The sequence below is a fragment of the Paenibacillus sp. FSL P4-0184 genome, assembly GCF_038004625.1.
Lineage (GTDB): Bacteria > Bacillota > Bacilli > Paenibacillales > Paenibacillaceae > Paenibacillus_AQ.
The window spans coordinates 2,557,575-2,573,733 of sequence record NZ_JBBORN010000001.1 but is presented as its reverse complement, the minus strand read 5'-3'; the positions used below and the strand labels follow the sequence as shown (position 1 = coordinate 2,573,733).

17 protein-coding genes and 1 riboswitch are annotated in these 16,159 nt (G+C 46.4%); all 17 genes read right to left on the bottom strand.

The window, feature by feature from the left end; translation table 11 throughout:
• Nucleotides 1-82: 82 nt before the first annotated feature.
• Complete coding sequence (atpE, locus tag MKY52_RS11105) at nt 83-298, bottom strand: F0F1 ATP synthase subunit C (protein WP_339318544.1); 216 nt, start codon at nt 296-298, stop codon at nt 83-85.
• Between the two features lie 104 nt (nt 299-402).
• Nucleotides 403-1,170: a F0F1 ATP synthase subunit A gene (gene atpB / locus MKY52_RS11100; RefSeq protein ID WP_042192471.1), complete on the bottom strand. Its 768-nt coding sequence runs from the start codon at nt 1,168-1,170 to the stop codon at nt 403-405.
• 29 nt (nt 1,171-1,199) lie between these two features.
• Complete coding sequence (locus MKY52_RS11095; protein ID WP_341051388.1) at nt 1,200-1,568, bottom strand: ATP synthase subunit I; 369 nt, start codon at nt 1,566-1,568, stop codon at nt 1,200-1,202.
• 1 nt (nt 1,569) lies between these two features.
• On the bottom strand, nt 1,570-1,803 hold the full coding sequence (locus tag MKY52_RS11090) for an AtpZ/AtpI family protein (protein WP_042192476.1): 234 nt from the start codon (nt 1,801-1,803) through the stop codon (nt 1,570-1,572).
• Between the two features lie 177 nt (nt 1,804-1,980).
• Nucleotides 1,981-3,141: a non-hydrolyzing UDP-N-acetylglucosamine 2-epimerase gene (gene wecB, locus MKY52_RS11085; RefSeq protein WP_042192480.1), complete on the bottom strand. Its 1,161-nt coding sequence runs from the start codon at nt 3,139-3,141 to the stop codon at nt 1,981-1,983.
• Nucleotides 3,142-3,201: 60 nt separating this feature from the next.
• Entirely contained in the window at nt 3,202-3,831 is a 630-nt protein-coding gene (upp, locus tag MKY52_RS11080; protein ID WP_042131376.1) for a uracil phosphoribosyltransferase, read from the bottom strand.
• A 421-nt stretch (nt 3,832-4,252) separates the two neighbouring features.
• Nucleotides 4,253-5,500: a serine hydroxymethyltransferase gene (glyA, locus tag MKY52_RS11075; protein WP_042192482.1), complete on the bottom strand. Its 1,248-nt coding sequence runs from the start codon at nt 5,498-5,500 to the stop codon at nt 4,253-4,255.
• Nucleotides 5,501-5,613: 113 nt separating this feature from the next.
• Nucleotides 5,614-6,198: a TIGR01440 family protein gene (locus MKY52_RS11070; RefSeq protein ID WP_341051386.1), complete on the bottom strand. Its 585-nt coding sequence runs from the start codon at nt 6,196-6,198 to the stop codon at nt 5,614-5,616.
• A 74-nt stretch (nt 6,199-6,272) separates the two neighbouring features.
• Nucleotides 6,273-6,355, bottom strand: a riboswitch (ZMP/ZTP riboswitch).
• Between the two features lie 48 nt (nt 6,356-6,403).
• The gene (locus tag MKY52_RS11065; protein ID WP_341051384.1) at nt 6,404-6,991 is read right to left on the bottom strand and encodes a low molecular weight protein arginine phosphatase; all 588 of its coding nucleotides are present in this window, start codon (nt 6,989-6,991) and stop codon (nt 6,404-6,406) included.
• A 47-nt stretch (nt 6,992-7,038) separates the two neighbouring features.
• A complete protein-coding gene (locus MKY52_RS11060; protein ID WP_042192488.1) occupies nt 7,039-7,611 on the bottom strand; it encodes a manganese efflux pump MntP in 573 nt (190 codons plus the stop codon).
• A 127-nt stretch (nt 7,612-7,738) separates the two neighbouring features.
• Nucleotides 7,739-8,980: an L-threonylcarbamoyladenylate synthase gene (locus MKY52_RS11055; RefSeq protein WP_341053395.1), complete on the bottom strand. Its 1,242-nt coding sequence runs from the start codon at nt 8,978-8,980 to the stop codon at nt 7,739-7,741.
• A gap of 207 nt (nt 8,981-9,187) precedes the next feature.
• Nucleotides 9,188-9,943, bottom strand: coding sequence for a stage II sporulation protein R (gene spoIIR / locus MKY52_RS11050; protein ID WP_341051382.1), 756 nt, complete (start codon nt 9,941-9,943; stop codon nt 9,188-9,190).
• Between the two features lie 83 nt (nt 9,944-10,026).
• The gene (locus MKY52_RS11045; protein ID WP_076285647.1) at nt 10,027-11,211 is read right to left on the bottom strand and encodes an FtsW/RodA/SpoVE family cell cycle protein; all 1,185 of its coding nucleotides are present in this window, start codon (nt 11,209-11,211) and stop codon (nt 10,027-10,029) included.
• A 199-nt stretch (nt 11,212-11,410) separates the two neighbouring features.
• Entirely contained in the window at nt 11,411-12,595 is a 1,185-nt protein-coding gene (locus MKY52_RS11040; RefSeq protein WP_076285646.1) for an FtsW/RodA/SpoVE family cell cycle protein, read from the bottom strand.
• 140 nt (nt 12,596-12,735) lie between these two features.
• Nucleotides 12,736-13,734, bottom strand: coding sequence for a peptide chain release factor N(5)-glutamine methyltransferase (gene prmC, locus MKY52_RS11035; RefSeq protein ID WP_341051380.1), 999 nt, complete (start codon nt 13,732-13,734; stop codon nt 12,736-12,738).
• On the bottom strand, nt 13,727-14,800 hold the full coding sequence (prfA, locus tag MKY52_RS11030) for a peptide chain release factor 1 (RefSeq protein ID WP_341051379.1): 1,074 nt from the start codon (nt 14,798-14,800) through the stop codon (nt 13,727-13,729). Before prfA ends, prmC begins: the two co-directional genes overlap by 8 nt.
• A 234-nt stretch (nt 14,801-15,034) precedes the next feature.
• Nucleotides 15,035-16,135, bottom strand: a complete 1,101-nt coding sequence (gene ychF, locus MKY52_RS11025; RefSeq protein WP_060625988.1) for a redox-regulated ATPase YchF — start codon at nt 16,133-16,135, stop codon at nt 15,035-15,037.
• Between the last annotated feature and the right edge of the window lie 24 nt (nt 16,136-16,159).

Genomic DNA, 16,159 nt, shown 5'->3' with positions numbered 1-16,159 from the left:
CCGTTACCGCGTCATGCGGACGTATACAAAAGTAAGGCGCGGATGGCATCGGCCGTCCCCGCCAAACCGTAAATACGGTTTATTAAGATGAAAACATGATCAGGAATGCGATAACTGTTGCTGCCAATGGAATAACTTCGACGATACCTACACCGATAAACATTGTTGTTTGAAGCGCGTTACGAGCTTCTGGTTGACGAGCGATGGACTCAACTGTTCTACTAACGATCATACCGTTACCAAGACCTGCGCCAAGTGCACCCAATCCAACCGCTATTGCTGCTGCTAAAAATTCCATTTGTAAATATCCTCCTTTAATTTCGGTTCATAATGTGTTTAATGATATAAGATATCTCCCGCGAAAGAAAATCAGGCAATAACCGTTCCCTTCGCAGCAGTTCATTAATGTGCTTCTTCTTCGTGAATCGTCATCTGTGCGATATAAACCATCGTCAGAATCGTAAAGATAAACGCTTGTAGTGCCCCGACGAAAATACTGAAGCCTTGCCATACAGCCAGGAACGGAATACTGAGAATCCCCAGCTTCAAAATGACTGTAATCAGTACTTCTCCGGCAAAAATGTTAGCAAATAGACGAATAGCCAGCGCTACTGGTTTTGCCAGGTTCTCGATAATGTTCAGTGGCAAAAAGATTGGAAACGGCTCAATATAGTGTTTGAAATAATGCTTGCCGTTGAGCTTAATGCCCAGGAAGTTCATCAGTATAAACACAATAATTGCCAATCCTGCAGTGATATTAATGTCAGCAGTCGGCGACTTGTACCATAAGATCTCAACATGATCACCATGCGCCAAGTTCCTGGTTGCTTCAATCACATGGCCAAACACGGTTACAGGTCCATGTGCTTCAGTTACAACTGAGAAAGGCAATCCAAGAAGGTTGGAAACAAAGATAAACAGAATCAACGTTAGCCCCAAAGATATGTAAGGTTTTCCTTTCTTCAGGTCCATGGCACTGCTTATGACACCCTCTACAAATTCAACAACCCATTCCATAAAATTCTGAAGCTTAGATGGATTCTCAACCGAAAGCTTACGAACCGACAGCATCACCAGCACAAATACTACTGTACAACTGATCAGAAGCATCAATACGGCTGATATATCTATCGGTATTCCCCCGACAAAGATTTTCGGCATCTCATGCATAGTATCATCCCCCTTTCTCTTTAATCTGGTTAAAGTTTGTTCTTCACACTCAGATATATCCCCGCAGGAATGGCGAGAAGCTGAGGAATGAATACGCCTGAAACAGTTGCTACCAAGGAGAAATGCTCAATCTTGACCGCGAACATAGTGACCAAAATTGCGAAGCTAATCCGTGTAACAAAACCGAGGCTGAAGGCATTCCCTTCGTTGCTCGCAATCGACTGCGTTACCCGTCGAACCTTGACGGCCAGATAACGAAAGTTTACCAATCCCGCCACCAGACCCAGAGTCATGCCCAGTGTAAAATCCCTGGTCTCATGATGAAGCGCCCAGCCCATTAAGAGTCCTGCCATAAGGACGAGCGTAACTCTAGTGACGGTATTGATCATGGGAGTCATATTATCCATTCTGCTCCCCCAAAAATTTTTTAATTAACAGGACGACGTTCACAATTCCCAGAATCATTCCGGTTATAGTGCCAATAGCGAGCCAATATTTCGGCCCCTCCATCAAGTCTTTCAGCCACCTTGCCGCAAAAAAACCAATAACAATGTAAGCGGCGAGTATAGTGCCTGCACTTCCAATGATAAGCGCGGTCTGTAACAAGCTGTCCCTGCTATTTTGTTCTTTCATGGCTACAATCCCAACTAATTTTACTGAATTTCTGGAGTCTTTGTCAATTCATTGAACATTGCCCAAAAACCCTTGAAAACATGAAAATAATCACAGCAAAATGTTCCAAAACCATATAAACCGTACAGTTTCACTGTATGTTGATTTTAATCAGATCAGATATTACTTTAAATGAAATTATTTATTTTTTGTGAACATTCTGTGAAACTCTTCAGGACGCTCCTTATTTACACCAAAATGGTGCAAAATCGCATTGACAATTCGTTGGGAGGCTTTGCCATCTCCGTACGGGTTGGCGGCCCGACTCATCGACTGATAGAGCTCATTATCAGTCAAAAGAGCATGTGTCCGTGCATACACCTTCTCCTCGTCCGTGCCCACAAGTTCTAGCGTTCCAGCGTCTATCCCTTCAGGACGCTCCGTCGTATCACGAAGCACAAGTACTGGTACTCCGTATGAAGGAGCTTCCTCTTGTAAACCGCCAGAATCGGTCAATATCAAGTGGGTATGCGGATAAAAATTATGCAAATCCACGACATCCAGCGGATCAATCAGCTTAATTCTTGGATGTCCACCCAAAATTTCATGTGCAGGTTCCTTAACAGCAGGACTCGGATGCACAGGATAAACAATGGCTACATCTTCGAATTCATCAGCGATTCTTTTGACTGCCCGGAAGATATTCCGATGCGGTTCACCTTGCGATTCTCTACGGTGAGCAGTCATCAAAATAAGTTTTTTTCCTGAAGCAAAATCCAAAACAGGATGCCGGTAATCAGGCTGTACGGTATATTGAAACACATCGGTTACAGTGTTGCCTGTGATATAAATACTTGATTCTTTTTTGTTCTCATGTCTCAGATTACTAGCTGACCAATCCGTTGGAGCGAAATGCAGGTCTGCCAATACACCTGTAAGCTGACGGTTCATTTCTTCAGGATACGGAGACAATTTGTTCCATGTCCGAAGTCCTGCTTCTACGTGCCCAACCTGAATTTGCTGCAGGAAAGAGGCATAGCTTGCAAGGAACGTCGTTAATGTGTCCCCGTGCACCAATACGAGATCAGGTTTAACCTCTCTGAGTACAGGTTCCAGGCCTTCAAGTACTCGAATAGTAATCTCATTAAGCGTCTGACGATCCTTCATCACATCCAGATCGTAATCAGGAGTGATATTGAACACTTCCAACACTTGATCGAGCAACTCCCTGTGCTGTGCTGTTACACATACAATTGACTCGATGTGCTCAGGATGCTTCTTCAGTTCAAGAACTAGAGGAGCCATCTTGATCGCCTCGGGGCGCACTCCGAAAATAGTCATCACTTTAATTTTGGACATAACCCCTACCCTCTCATCAAAAAATAAACAAATTTCTTATATCCTATTACGAATTACTATTTACTTAGTTCCGTACAAACGATCTCCAGCATCGCCAAGTCCCGGAACGATATATCCATGCTCATTCAAATGATCATCAAGCGCAGCTACATAAATATCAACATCTGGGTGAGCCTCTTGAACCGCAGCAACACCTTCTGGCGCTGCAATCAGGTTCATCATTTTAATTTGTGTACAGCCACGCTTCTTCAGCGAGGTAATAGCAGCAATCGCAGATCCCCCCGTAGCTAGCATTGGATCAATTACGATCAGCTCACGTTCCTGTACATCTGTAGGAAGCTTGATGTAATACTCAACCGGTTGAAGCGTGTCCGGATCACGGAATAAGCCAACATGTCCTACTTTAGCAGCAGGAAGAAGCTTCAGAACGCCCTCAAGCATACCCAGACCAGCACGAAGAATAGGGATAAGCCCAAGCATTCTTCCAGAAATCACTTTACTTTCCGTTTCAGTGACCGGTGTTTGTACTGTAATGGTTTCTAGAGGAATATCACGTGTTATCTCATAAGCCATCAATGTGGCAACTTCGTCAACATGCTCTCTGAAATCCTTCGTGTTTGTTCTTACGTCGCGAATAAATGTTAGTTTGTGTTGAATTAAAGGATGATCGCAAATCACCAATTTTCCCATTTCCTGTCCCTCCGGTAATTGTAAGTCGTGTCTATAACCCTAGAAAGCGCTTTTGCTTCTCTATGGCTAAATCCTGTCTATTATAGCATTCCCATCGCCGCATTTCACCTAGAAAGGCACATGTATCCATATTGAACCCCTACCCCTGTATTTTCCTTCGCTTATAAAGGTAAGGATTGGCAATTACATTGCCTTTTCAGGAATAAAACCTTGATTAGGTTGCGCAAATTTGCATTTTTCATACTATTCACATTTTTTTCACTATTGTTTATGAAAGTTCCATGAACTTTCATAATTAATTTCATGATTTTCCATCAATTCACCCATATAATATTGTGAACAATAAACAACAAAAAACCTCCACCAAACCCTAAAATCAGGACTCGGTGGAGGTGAATTTATTAATGAATACGAATAGGAACTAGTATTTCAGTTCTGGATAAAGTGGGTACTGATCCGTCAAATCAGCAACTTGACGAGCTGCCTCAGCTAATTTCACTTCATCCTTCGGATTCTTCAGAACATTAGCTATAATGCGGCCAATAACCACCATAGCTTGCTCGTCCATACCACGGGAAGTAACCGCAGGTGTACCAATACGAATACCGCTTGTTACGAAAGGACTTGTAGGATCAAATGGAATTGCGTTTTTATTCACAGTGATTCCGATGGAATCTAGTACTTTTTCCGCATCTTTTCCGGTAATGTTCAGGTTACGTGTATCAAGCAACATCAAGTGGTTATCTGTACCACCGGATACAATGTTAACCCCTTCGCTTATCAGTGTTTCTGCAAGAACATTTGCATTCTTCACTACATTCTCAGCATAGGTCTTAAAGGATGGCAGCAAAGCTTCGCCGAATGCGACTGCTTTTGACGCAATGACATGCATCAGCGGTCCACCTTGGGAACCAGGGAATACGGCTTTATCGATAGCAGCCGCCCATGGCTGTCTGCACATAATCATACCTCCGCGGGGACCGCGTAAAGTCTTATGTGTTGTAGTTGTAACGAAATGAGCATGAGGAACCGGGCTCGGATGAAGACCAGCAGCAACAAGACCTGCGATATGGGCCATATCTACCATAAACAACGCGCCGACATCATTGGCGATAGCACCAAGCTTTTCGAAATCAATAATGCGCGGATACGCACTTGCACCAGCAACAATCAACTTAGGACGGTGCTTGAAGGCTGCTTTGCGTACTTCGTCATAATCAATTAGGAAAGTATCTTCTTGTACCCCATAAGCTACGAAGTTATAGAGTAATCCAGAAGCATTTACTGGACTACCATGCGTTAAATGTCCGCCATGCGCCAAGTTCATGCCAAGAACCGTGTCGCCCGGGTTAAGTGCAGCGAGATATACAGCCATATTCGCTTGTGCTCCAGAGTGAGGCTGTACGTTGACATGTTCCGCACCGAACAATTCTTTCGCACGATCACGAGCCAGATTCTCAACGATATCCACATCTTCACAGCCACCATAATACCGTTTGCCTGGATAGCCTTCTGCATATTTGTTCGTAAGCACTGAGCCCATGGCTTCCATTACGGCTTCGCTAACGATATTCTCTGAGGCAATAAGCTCAATGTTGGCACGCTGACGTTTCAGTTCCAGTTCCATTGCTTCCAGTACTGCCGGGTCACTCTTACGTAATTGTTCCATGTTCTTATTTCCTCCCTAGTGTGTGTAGATATGTTGTATTTAAATAGAAACGATTTGCCCGCCACGAAAAAGCTTTAGGTCTACGTTTCTGCAAAAACATAAATCTAAGTTCATCAATCACAAACCTGTGAACCACTCTGTTCAAGAGTGCGGTAAACCGCACGTTCGCCGCCAATAAGCGGAGGTCTGGCCCATGCGGCGTTCACTCTAGCTGCTCCAATGTACCGTAAGGTCGGTCGAAAAGGAACTGCCACGCGGCGCAAATGCATACCTATAAGAGTCTCACCAATGTCTAAGCCAGCATGCGCTCCTATCGTTTCCGCCAGAACAGGATCTTTCATAGAGCGATAGGCAGCCGCAGCCATCGAACCGCCAGCACCCGGTATAGGTACAGCTGAAACTTCATTTAGCCCAAGCGACTCTAGCAAAGAGCGTTCCATTACAAGCGCACGATTCAGATGCTCGCAGCACTGATAAACGAGATGAAATCCTTTTTCCGCTGCGACCAAACGAGCCCCTTCAAGCAGTTGCCGTGCGACTTCAAGCGCACCACCGGTTCCAATACGGACACCAGCGACCTCACTTGTGCTAACTCCTAGGACAACAATTTTACCAGATCCAAGGTTACCAGCTTCCGCCAACTCCCTTAACACAGTGACAGTAGCTTCAGTTAAAGATAACTCCACAACTTTGTCCATCACCCTACCTCCTCAAGCTTCAAACAAGCTTCATTTAAACAAAAAAGAGCAGTCCGCAGGTAGCTGCGGATTTGCTCTTTTGCCCAGGCGACCGGCCGTTTATTCCGATGCTCCATCGTGGTTTGATCCACATTTGTCGCCAGTTACATCGGAACCGATTAGTTGTACTTTCATCTTAAAGCAAAGCCGACTGAAAATCAACCATTTACAAATGGCGTAAGGATTCCAGTTTATCTAATAAACTAAATAACGAAGTGCGAATCTCAGCAGCAGTAAGCTCATAATCTTCACGTGTACCCCCGAATGGATCAGAAATATCAAAGCTTGGGATACGCTGGCGGATTTCAATCATTCGTTGTAGATCCGTTGCGTTGGGTTCACCACCTAGAGCTATACTTAACTCAGCATCTGCATAAAGGCTGTCCAATTCTTTAATATCCTCAGTCACAGCTTCTTCGTTATGCACGTATTCCTTCAATGTATATGTTTTTGTTGCGGCATCCGGAAAATACTGTAGCAAATGTTGCTTATGTCCACTGGTTAAGGTAAGCACAAGATCGGCCCAAGCGACGGATTGCCCCGTTAATTGCGACGACTCTAAATGATCATGAATGCCTTCTTCTTGCAAAATAGCTGCAGCATGTCTCGATATAGAAGTACCAGAAATGGCAGATACACCTGCAGACCGCACTTCCAGGTCGATTCCACGTTCCTTCGCAAGCTTTCGTAAAAGCCCCTCAGCCATAGGACTACGGCATGTATTACCGGTGCAGACGAATAAAATATGCAGCATGCTTTTGCACCCCCATGAAATTAAAATATTGTAATGCCGTTATTGTATCAAAAGATGAATAGCAAGCCAAACCCCAATAAAATAGCCCCGCCCAGTGCTTCCCCATATTCCCCGAGTCCACGACTGACATGCCGCCCAAGAAGCAGGCCGATAATTGACATCAGACCTCCACAGGCACCAAAAGCTAGTATAGTCAGAAGCACACCATTCACAAACATCCCTAAGGATACCCCAACGGAAAAAGAATCCACACTTACACTGAGTGATAGAAGCAGCATTCCCCATAAGGTTCGGTGATTCATAGCTCGCGTACCTACCACTTCCGGACGAAAGGAGTTATACACCATGTGTCCGCCTAACAGCACAAGTAGCCCTCCTGCGGCATAAGTTGTTACTTGACCTAGCAAATGTCCGACATAACTTCCAGTTAATAAACCTAGAAGAGGCATCAGCATATGAAAAAAAGCAATGAGCACACTCATTTGCAGAATATGCAGCAGACGAATCCCCTTCATCCCGATCCCTACTCCGAGCGAAAAGGCATCCATCCCTAATGCAATCGCCATTATAGCAATAGTAACTGTCTGCCCCCAACCGGCATATACATCTCCTATGCCCATGCTTAACCCCCCAAGTCCGATATATCTTGTACAACAACGATATGCGGACAAGGGGGTAATCATGACTTCATAGGAGATTTCAGATTCGAAGAACCTATACTATAGCTGGATAGAAAGGTCGCCGTGGCTATCCGGCGTCGATGATGGAACCACCGGCTGCCTTCATAAGCCGGTTCATAATAGCTACGCCGAGGCCCGTATACGGACAAGCCTCGGCCAAGATGTAAGTCGCTCCCGCTTCATCGAAGCGCCGCAGCGCGGCATATAGGGAGCGTGCCCCTTCCTCCGGCGAGGATAACGAGCCGAGGGAAAGAACGCAGGCGGCAGGATCGGCGGGATAGAGGGGCTTATGCTCCTCGAAGAGGAGTAAGCCCGTCACTTCGCCGTTCAGCTGTGCCGCCTGAAGTAGACTCGCGGCTTCATCCGCAACACGTTGCGGAGAAGATCCGCTCACCACACCGAGCCAGCCGCGCGGCGCGTAGTGCGTGTACTTCATGCCCGGCGCACGTGGCGCCGAGCTGTCGGAAACAGCTTCTGCACCGTGGTGCTCCTTCGGTGCAGTGGCTACTGGAGCTTCCGCTGCTGCGGAAGTTCCAAATTCTTTAACCACAGCTGGCTCAGCAGCAATGGCTTCTGCTCCCACTACAGCAGCTAACTGCTCCAAAGTAATCCCACCAGGACGAAGCACGGCAACCTTTCCATCAGGCTGCACCTGCACCACAGTTGACTCCAGTCCAACTCCAGCCGCGCCGCCATCAAGTACACCGCCAATGTATCCGGCCAAGTCTTCCATTACATGTGAAGCTAAGGTCGGACTCGGACGACCGGAACGGTTAGCACTAGGTGCCGCAACGGGACAGCCCGCTGCACTGATCAGCGCCAAAGCTACCGAATGATCAGGCATACGAACACCTACTGTGTCCAGTCCTGCCGTTACACAGGATGACAAAACACCCTCACGAACAGGAAGAACAACTGTCAGCGGTCCTGGCCAATAAGCATCCATCAATACCGCAGCCGTAGGATGCACTTCTGTAACCAGCTCGTCCAAAGCACTTGGATCAGCAATATGCACGATTAGGGGATTGTCAGACGGTCGCCCTTTTGCCGCAAAAACAGCCTCAACTGCCGCAGTATTCCGCGCATCCGCACCAAGTCCATAGACCGTTTCGGTTGGAAAGGCGACCGTTCCACCTTCACGAAGCATGGCTGCCGCCTCCACGATGGCTAACTTATTCTCCTCACTTGGCTGAAGTACACCGGAATCCGAAGCTGCATCTTCCAGCAAATCCAGTTCCCAATATACAGTCTCATTTCTATTTCCACTCCGCCGCTGAACGGCGAATAAAGGGTCGTGTGGTTCATTCATTCTCATCACAGGCTTTCTACAGGATATATATTAAACAATAGCTTTTCTTGCAATCTTAGGATAAATACTCTGGAGGTTCATTAACTCTAATCTTACCAAAAAGCGGCCCCAATGAAGGCGCCGCAGTCGATCTGCTTATGAAATAGTAACATATCTAGATTCAAAACTATAGACCATTTCCACAAAACCAAAGGGCTAACATCAGCATTACGACCATAATCCGCTAATCCAGTTCCAAAGGTTTTGCAGCAGTTCCCAAACGAAGAACCGCACCTCTGGCTCTGCGGAATCCGCTGCCGCAAAATCCTTTGCCGAAGAATCTGCTTGTACAGCTGTTCCTACTGCTGGTTGCGCCTTAACTCCGCTATCTGCCCCGGCAGCCGAAACGGTCTTCGCCCCTTTGTTAGCAGCAGGTGCCGCCGCATCTCCAGAACCCGCATCGATAAAGCACAACGGCGGAAACAGTACGCACCACCAATTTTGCCCTTTTCCCTCACCCAGCGTTACCCGAACAGCCTCGTATTCTCCGGCCGGATAGACTGTTCCACCGTACAATTTGGTCGGAAAAGGAACTACACCCAGCTCAACTTTATAAGAATATTGAATACCACGTTTCTCTAGCTCCGATCCAACTAGTGCATTAAGCTCTGGTAGATGAGTTCTAATTAAAGCGCGTGCCTGCTCTAAACTCTGTGGGTCCTCAAGTGCAATTACCCACTGGTTCATTTGCTCTACGATTGTATCGCGGATTTGCCGCTTCACTAGTTGATCTTGTGTTCCGTCCGAATTCGCCAGAATACGCAGCCGGATAGAATCCTGTGGAATCGATACTTCGGCTACTGCTGCATCGGTTTTTTGACCTTCCCAGGCCATGATAACGATCATAAAAAAACAAATTAAAATGGCAGTATACTTAAAAGTTACACGTAAGGAATCTCTTTTATCCATATGATTATCGTTCATTTGTCGCAGCCCCTCTCCTCTTAACTCTCATGCTAGTAGTATGTCCAGAGATGAGAGACTGCAAACCTATGAATCTATTAAATCTATAATTTTACAGCAAGCGCCTTAGGCAACTGCAAATCCTCCTCAACATCCCGACCATAAAGATGCACACTCATTACAATCCCCATACAGGCCATATTAATTAAAAGAGATGTGCCTCCATAACTGATGAACGGAAGTGTAATTCCCGTAAGCGGCATTAGGCCGATAAAAGCTCCAATATTCTCTAAGATTTGATATAGCAGCATTGCCGTAATTCCAATAATCAAAAACGGACCACTACGCTCCCTACTCTCTAGAGCAATCAGTATCATCCGATGAAGAAGAATAAAAAAGAGCAACAGCAGCAGCGCTGAACCCACAAACCCAAACTCCTCCGCAACCTGTACGAATATGGCATCCGAATAGGTATATGGAACACGGTTACTCTGCACAGAGCTTCCTTGCATGTACCCCTCGCCACTCATCCCTCCGGAGGCAATAGCCACTTTAGCATTTTTCGTGTGATAGCTTGCATCATCTGACGCCAAATCAGGTACGAGCCAAGGATCAAAACGATCCACTAAATGCTTCCTGCCAAGGGTCTCCTCAAAAAAATATACCGCTTCATCATGATAGTGAATATAGCTCAGAATTCCTGCAAGACCCAATCCGCCAACGATTAGTAATCCGATGAGTGCATGTGAAATTTTGATATTCCCGATCCATAGAAGACCGATTAATATTACGATGTAGCTTAGCGCATTTCCGAGATCATTCTGTACAATAACTATGGCAAAAGGGAGCAATGTAAGAAGCGCCAGCGGAACGACTCCCTTCCAGAAGGTTAGCGTGGCTCCTTGTTTACGGACCAGTATGGACGCGAGTAAAAGAATCAATATCAACTTAAAAAGCTCCGCAGGTTGAAAGCTAAGTCCACCTATCTCTAGCCCTAATTGCGCACCGTTCTTTACCTTACCAAAAAAACTAACCGACACTAGCAGACCAATACCCAAGATGTAAATATAAAGAGCATATTTAACAAATATCCTATAGTCCACGAAGGTAAGCACAAAAAAAGCTACAAACCCTACAATGTAGTATTTAAGCATTTGTAGATGGAACCCATCTAGTTTCTGAACTAATCTACCATTAGTCACGCTGTATATCGAAAGAATACTAATAACCATCAGCATAACCAGAACAATAAGAATCACGCTATCGATCTTCTTGAGCTTTTTAAGCATACACAAACCCCTTACTCTATTAAGGTTCCAACCACCCTCACCTGAGGAAAGTCTCTCCTTTCTATTGTAGAGCATTCAAGGCCACAATTCCAAATTTATGTAATACACCCGATATCAGAGATTCACTTCCCATAATAAAAAACCGCCAGTTCCCATCCTTAAAAGATGAGTTTCTGACGGTTATCTTTTGATTTAGTGATTAAACCTGTTTGGCGGCTGCATAAGGAGTAGGCTTAGGCAAATCTTCCTCTACATCTCGACCATGCAGACGCACGCTCATTACCAGCCCAATGCTGGCCATGTTAATAAGCAGGGAGGTACCTCCGAAGCTGATGAATGGCAATGTGATACCTGTCAAAGGCATCAGACCAATAAACGCACCAATATTCTCAAAAATCTGATACAGCATCATCGCGACAATGCCGACGATCAGAAATGGACCTGCTCGATCTCTGGCTTCCAGCGCAATCAGAATCATTCGGTGAATCAGGATAAAATACAGTAGCAGCACAAATGCAGAACCTACAAAGCCAAATTCCTCGGCAATCTGCACAAAGATAGAGTCTGAATACGTATAAGGCACCCGATCCGTCTGAACAGAGCTACCGTTCATATAGCCTTCTCCACTCATCCCACCTGAGGCAATCGCAAGCTTGGCGTTTTTGGTATGATAAAGAGCTTTCGCTGTCGCTTTATCCGGAACAAGCCATGGGTCGAAACGTTCAATCCAGTGCGACCGGCCAATATCGTTAAGAAACGTTTTAATTTCGTCATGATAATGGATATAACTCATAATTCCGGCAATCGCGGAGCTTGCTACAATCACCAGCGCGATTAATGCGTGAGTGTACTTAATATTTCCAATCCACAACAGACCTGCAAGAATCACAATGTAAGACAAGGCATTCCCAAGATCATTCTGTGTAAGGACAATAAGAAACGGAAATAAGGTTAAGAGGCCGAGCGGCACAACATCCCGCCAAAACAAGAGTTTACTCTTATTCTTACGAACAAGCATCGCTGCCAGAAATAGAATCAATATTAGCTTGAATAGCTCGGCAGGCTGAAGGCTCAGTCCTCCAGGGAGGGACAACCAGCCTTGGGCATTATTCTTGGTCTCGCCCAAAAAGCTGACGAGGACCAGGATACCTATCCCAAACAAATAAATATATAGCGCGTATTTCACTAAAATTCTGTAATCTAAAAAGGTCATTCCAATAAAAGCAATAAAGCCAATTGCATAATACATCATCATACGGATATGATGTCCGTCCAGCTTTTCTCTTCCATGAGTCACACTATATATGGCGAAGATGCTGACAGTCATGAGCAATAACAGAACGACTACGATAGCACCATCAATTTTTTTAATCTTCTGAAGCACGTTCTGCCTCCCTACTCTAAATCTGGGCTTTCTTTTATGTTTCACTAAGAAGTCCGGTTAAATTCTATTGTAAAGGAAGTCGGGTTGAAAATACAATTTTACTCCCCGATCAACAGGAGTCCCCTGCACAGCATGCAGTATTATTGTGCTATACCTAGCACATGACGTGGAATTCCAGCCAGATCATTAATGGTGATGATCTCTTTCCAATGGCCCGCCGCTTCAAGTAGCGAGGCCACTTGCTCGGCTTGTCCGAAGCCGAGTTCGAAGCCGATCAGGCGCGGCGGTGCCGGGAGCAGCGCCAGCTGCTCCATCATGCGGCGGTACGGGTCCAGCCCGTCCGCTCCGCCATCCAGCGCAGTGCGCGGCTCATGGTCGCGCACCTCACGCTGCAGCCCGGCGATATCCTCGCCGGGAATGTACGGCGGGTTGGAGACGAGAATATCCGTCTCCATCCCCGCGAACGGCTCGAGCAGATCGCCGAGCCGAAAGTCCACGGCTGTGCCGGAGCGCATCGCATTGCGCTTCGCCACAGCTAGGGCCGCCGGCGAAATATCGCCGGCGCAGACCCGCCACGCCGGCGCTTCCGCCGCCAGCGTGACGGAAATCGCTCCGCTGCCGGCGCCGATATCGACGGCGGTCAGCGGCCGTACGGCGCGTCCGCTTTCCGCGCCGCCGGCACGATCTTGCGCTGCTGCTAACGAAGCAGCGCCTTCTTCCTGCGCCGCTTCACTCGGCGCAACCGTGCCGTCCGGCCAAAGCTCCGCGCCGTACCGTAAAATCGCCTCGACGAGCAGCTCCGTCTCCGGCCGTGGAATAAGCACATCAGGCGTCACTTCAAAAGAACGCCCGTAGAACTCTTGCTCGCCGATGATATATTGCACCGGCTCACCCTTACTCCGGCGGGTAACTCCCGCCTCCCACTTTTCCTTGACCGCAGCTGGAAAAGAATCCGCCAGCGCCATATAATACGCTGCCCCGGACAAGCCAAGCACATGCTCAAGCAATAATTGCGCACTGCGCTGCGGCTCATTACAACCGCTCTGGCTCAAAAAAGAAGAAGCCTCCGCAAAGGCTTCCCGGATGCTTTTCACTTCCGACATGACAAATACGCCATCGTTCAAAGCATTATTATCCATTGTCCATACTATCCATCAAATCAGCTTGTTCAGCAATTGAAAGAGCCGAAATAATTTCAGTGATTTCTCCGTTCATAACCTGCTCCAAACGGTGCAGTGTCAAGCCAATGCGATGATCTGTAACCCGGCTCTGCGGGAAGTTATACGTCCGGATACGCTCACTACGATCACCCGTACCTACTTTGCTCTTCCGTTCACCAGCATACTTCGCTTCTTCTTCCTGCCGCTTCATATCGGAGATACGGGCACGAAGCACTTGAAGCGCCTTTTCCTTATTGGAGTTCTGTGACTTACCGTCCTGACAGGTAGCAACGATGCCCGTAGGTACATGGGTTACACGTACTGCAGACTTGGTCGTATTTACAGACTGTCCGCCTGCACCACTTGAACAGAAGGTATCCACACGAATATCTTTATCATGGATTTCAATCTCAAATGCTTCAGCTTCCGGCATCACCGATACTGTAGAAGTAGAGGTATGAATACGTCCACCGGATTCAGTCGCTGGGATACGTTGCACGCGATGCGCACCACTTTCGTATTTCAGCTTACTGTATGCACCGCGGCCGTTAATAAGGAAGATTACCTCTTTAAATCCACCAAGATCGCTCGCGTTGACATCCATTAGCTCCACGCGCCAGCCTTGTGAATCTGCAAACCGGGTGTACATCCGATAAAGGTCGGAAGCAAACAATGCAGCTTCATCTCCACCCGCTGCACCACGAATTTCGACGATTACGTTCTTATCATCATTCGGGTCTTTAGGCAGTAGCAATACACGGATTTGCTCTTCCAGCTCTACCTGACGTTTGGAAAGTTCGTCAATTTCCATCTTGACCATTTCCTTCATCTCATCATCAAGCTTTTCGCCTTGCATCTGCTTAGCAGCTTCAAGCTCTTCCATTACATTCTTATATTCAGTATACGCCTCAAATGCAGGCTGTAGGTCTGATTGTTCTTTGGAATAATCCCTCAGTTTCTTACTGTCGTTTGCAACATCCGGATCACAAAGCAGTTCACTGAGCTTCTCATAGCGGTCCGCCAGGGATTGCAATCGGTCCAACAAGGGAATTCACCTCTCCTAGTTCAATTTCAAATTCGCAAATAAAGCGATTAAAACATATGTCATAAAATTAGATATACGACTTTATATTATACCAAAGATATTGTGAAATGGCTACAGTTCTGTACGCGTAAATCCCTTAATAAATGTCTTATATTTTAAAAAAGGATCATCCCAGCAGTAGATACCCTCTACCGACTGAGATGACCCTCTTATCATTAGTATGCTTCAGTCCTCTTAAACGTTGAAACGGAAATGCATAACGTCGCCGTCCTGCACCAAATACTCTTTACCTTCTAGACGCAGTTGACCACGTTCTTTGGCACCATTCATTGAGCCTGCTGCCAAAAGATCTGCATAAGCCACTACCTCAGCACGGATAAATCCACGTTCAAAATCTGTGTGAATTACACCAGCAGCGCCGGGTGCTTTAGTTCCCTTACGAATGGTCCACGCACGAACTTCCTGAACACCTGCCGTGAAATACGTATACAAGCCTAGAAGTTTGTAAGCCGCTTTGATCAAACGGTTCAGGCCAGATTCTTCTAGCCCAAGTTCTTCTAGGAACATCGCTTTATCTTCGCCCTCAAGCTCGGCAATTTCAGCTTCTACTTTAGCACTGATCGGAACAACTTCAGCACCTTCAGTTGCTGCAAATTCACGCACTTGCTGCACATAAGGATTATTCTCAGCACTTGCTACTTCTTCTTCACTTACATTCGCTGCATACAGCACAGGCTTCAATGTTAACAAATGAAGATCACGGATAATAACCTTCTCGTCATCGGACAATTCTATACTACGTGCAGGTTTATCTTCGTAGAGCACTTCTTTGACGCGTTCAAGCAGTTCAACCTCTTGAGCGTATTTCTTGTCGCCGCCTTTGATGTTCTTACGGGAACGCTCAATCCGCTTCTCAATGCTCTCAATGTCAGCAAGAATCAGTTCCAAATTAATGGTCTGAATGTCGCTGATCGGATTTACTTTTCCATCCACGTGGGTAACGTTCTCATCTTCAAAACAACGAACGACATGAACGATAGCGTCTACTTCGCGAATATGAGCTAGGAACTTGTTGCCTAGTCCCTCACCTTTACTCGCACCGCGCACAAGACCAGCGATATCAACAAATTCAAAAGCAGTAGGTACAGTCTTGTTAGGTTGTACCAGCTCAGTCAGTTTATCAAGACGTTCGTCCGGAACTTCAACGACACCAACGTTAGGGTCAATCGTGCAAAAAGGGTAGTTTGCGGATTCTGCTCCCGCTTGCGTTATTGCATTAAACAATGTGGATTTTCCTACGTTAGGAAGACCGACGATTCCCGCTTTCAAAGCCATTTATATGACAACTCCTATTTTCAG

What these genes read in the sequence shown, in the direction of transcription:
- atpE (WP_339318544.1), bottom strand. Translation starts at nt 298, where the DNA reads ATGGAATTTTTAGCAGCAGCAATAGCGGTTGGATTGGGTGCACTTGGC.
- MKY52_RS11070 (WP_341051386.1), bottom strand. Translation starts at nt 6,198, where the DNA reads ATGGACAAAGTTGTGGAGTTATCTTTAACTGAAGCTACTGTCACTGTG.
- MKY52_RS11045 (WP_076285647.1), bottom strand. Translation starts at nt 11,211, where the DNA reads ATGCTTAAAAAGCTCAAGAAGATCGATAGCGTGATTCTTATTGTTCTG.
- MKY52_RS11090 (WP_042192476.1), bottom strand. Translation starts at nt 1,803, where the DNA reads ATGAAAGAACAAAATAGCAGGGACAGCTTGTTACAGACCGCGCTTATC.
- MKY52_RS11055 (WP_341053395.1), bottom strand. Translation starts at nt 8,980, where the DNA reads ATGAATGAACCACACGACCCTTTATTCGCCGTTCAGCGGCGGAGTGGA.
- MKY52_RS11095 (WP_341051388.1), bottom strand. Translation starts at nt 1,568, where the DNA reads ATGACTCCCATGATCAATACCGTCACTAGAGTTACGCTCGTCCTTATG.
- glyA (WP_042192482.1), bottom strand. Translation starts at nt 5,500, where the DNA reads ATGGAACAATTACGTAAGAGTGACCCGGCAGTACTGGAAGCAATGGAA.
- spoIIR (WP_341051382.1), bottom strand. Translation starts at nt 9,943, where the DNA reads ATGAACGATAATCATATGGATAAAAGAGATTCCTTACGTGTAACTTTT.
- wecB (WP_042192480.1), bottom strand. Translation starts at nt 3,141, where the DNA reads ATGTCCAAAATTAAAGTGATGACTATTTTCGGAGTGCGCCCCGAGGCG.
- MKY52_RS11065 (WP_341051384.1), bottom strand. Translation starts at nt 6,991, where the DNA reads ATGCTGCATATTTTATTCGTCTGCACCGGTAATACATGCCGTAGTCCT.
- prmC (WP_341051380.1), bottom strand. Translation starts at nt 13,734, where the DNA reads ATGGATAATAATGCTTTGAACGATGGCGTATTTGTCATGTCGGAAGTG.
- upp (WP_042131376.1), bottom strand. Translation starts at nt 3,831, where the DNA reads ATGGGAAAATTGGTGATTTGCGATCATCCTTTAATTCAACACAAACTA.
- atpB (WP_042192471.1), bottom strand. Translation starts at nt 1,170, where the DNA reads ATGCATGAGATGCCGAAAATCTTTGTCGGGGGAATACCGATAGATATA.
- MKY52_RS11060 (WP_042192488.1), bottom strand. Translation starts at nt 7,611, where the DNA reads ATGGGCATAGGAGATGTATATGCCGGTTGGGGGCAGACAGTTACTATT.
- ychF (WP_060625988.1), bottom strand. Translation starts at nt 16,135, where the DNA reads ATGGCTTTGAAAGCGGGAATCGTCGGTCTTCCTAACGTAGGAAAATCC.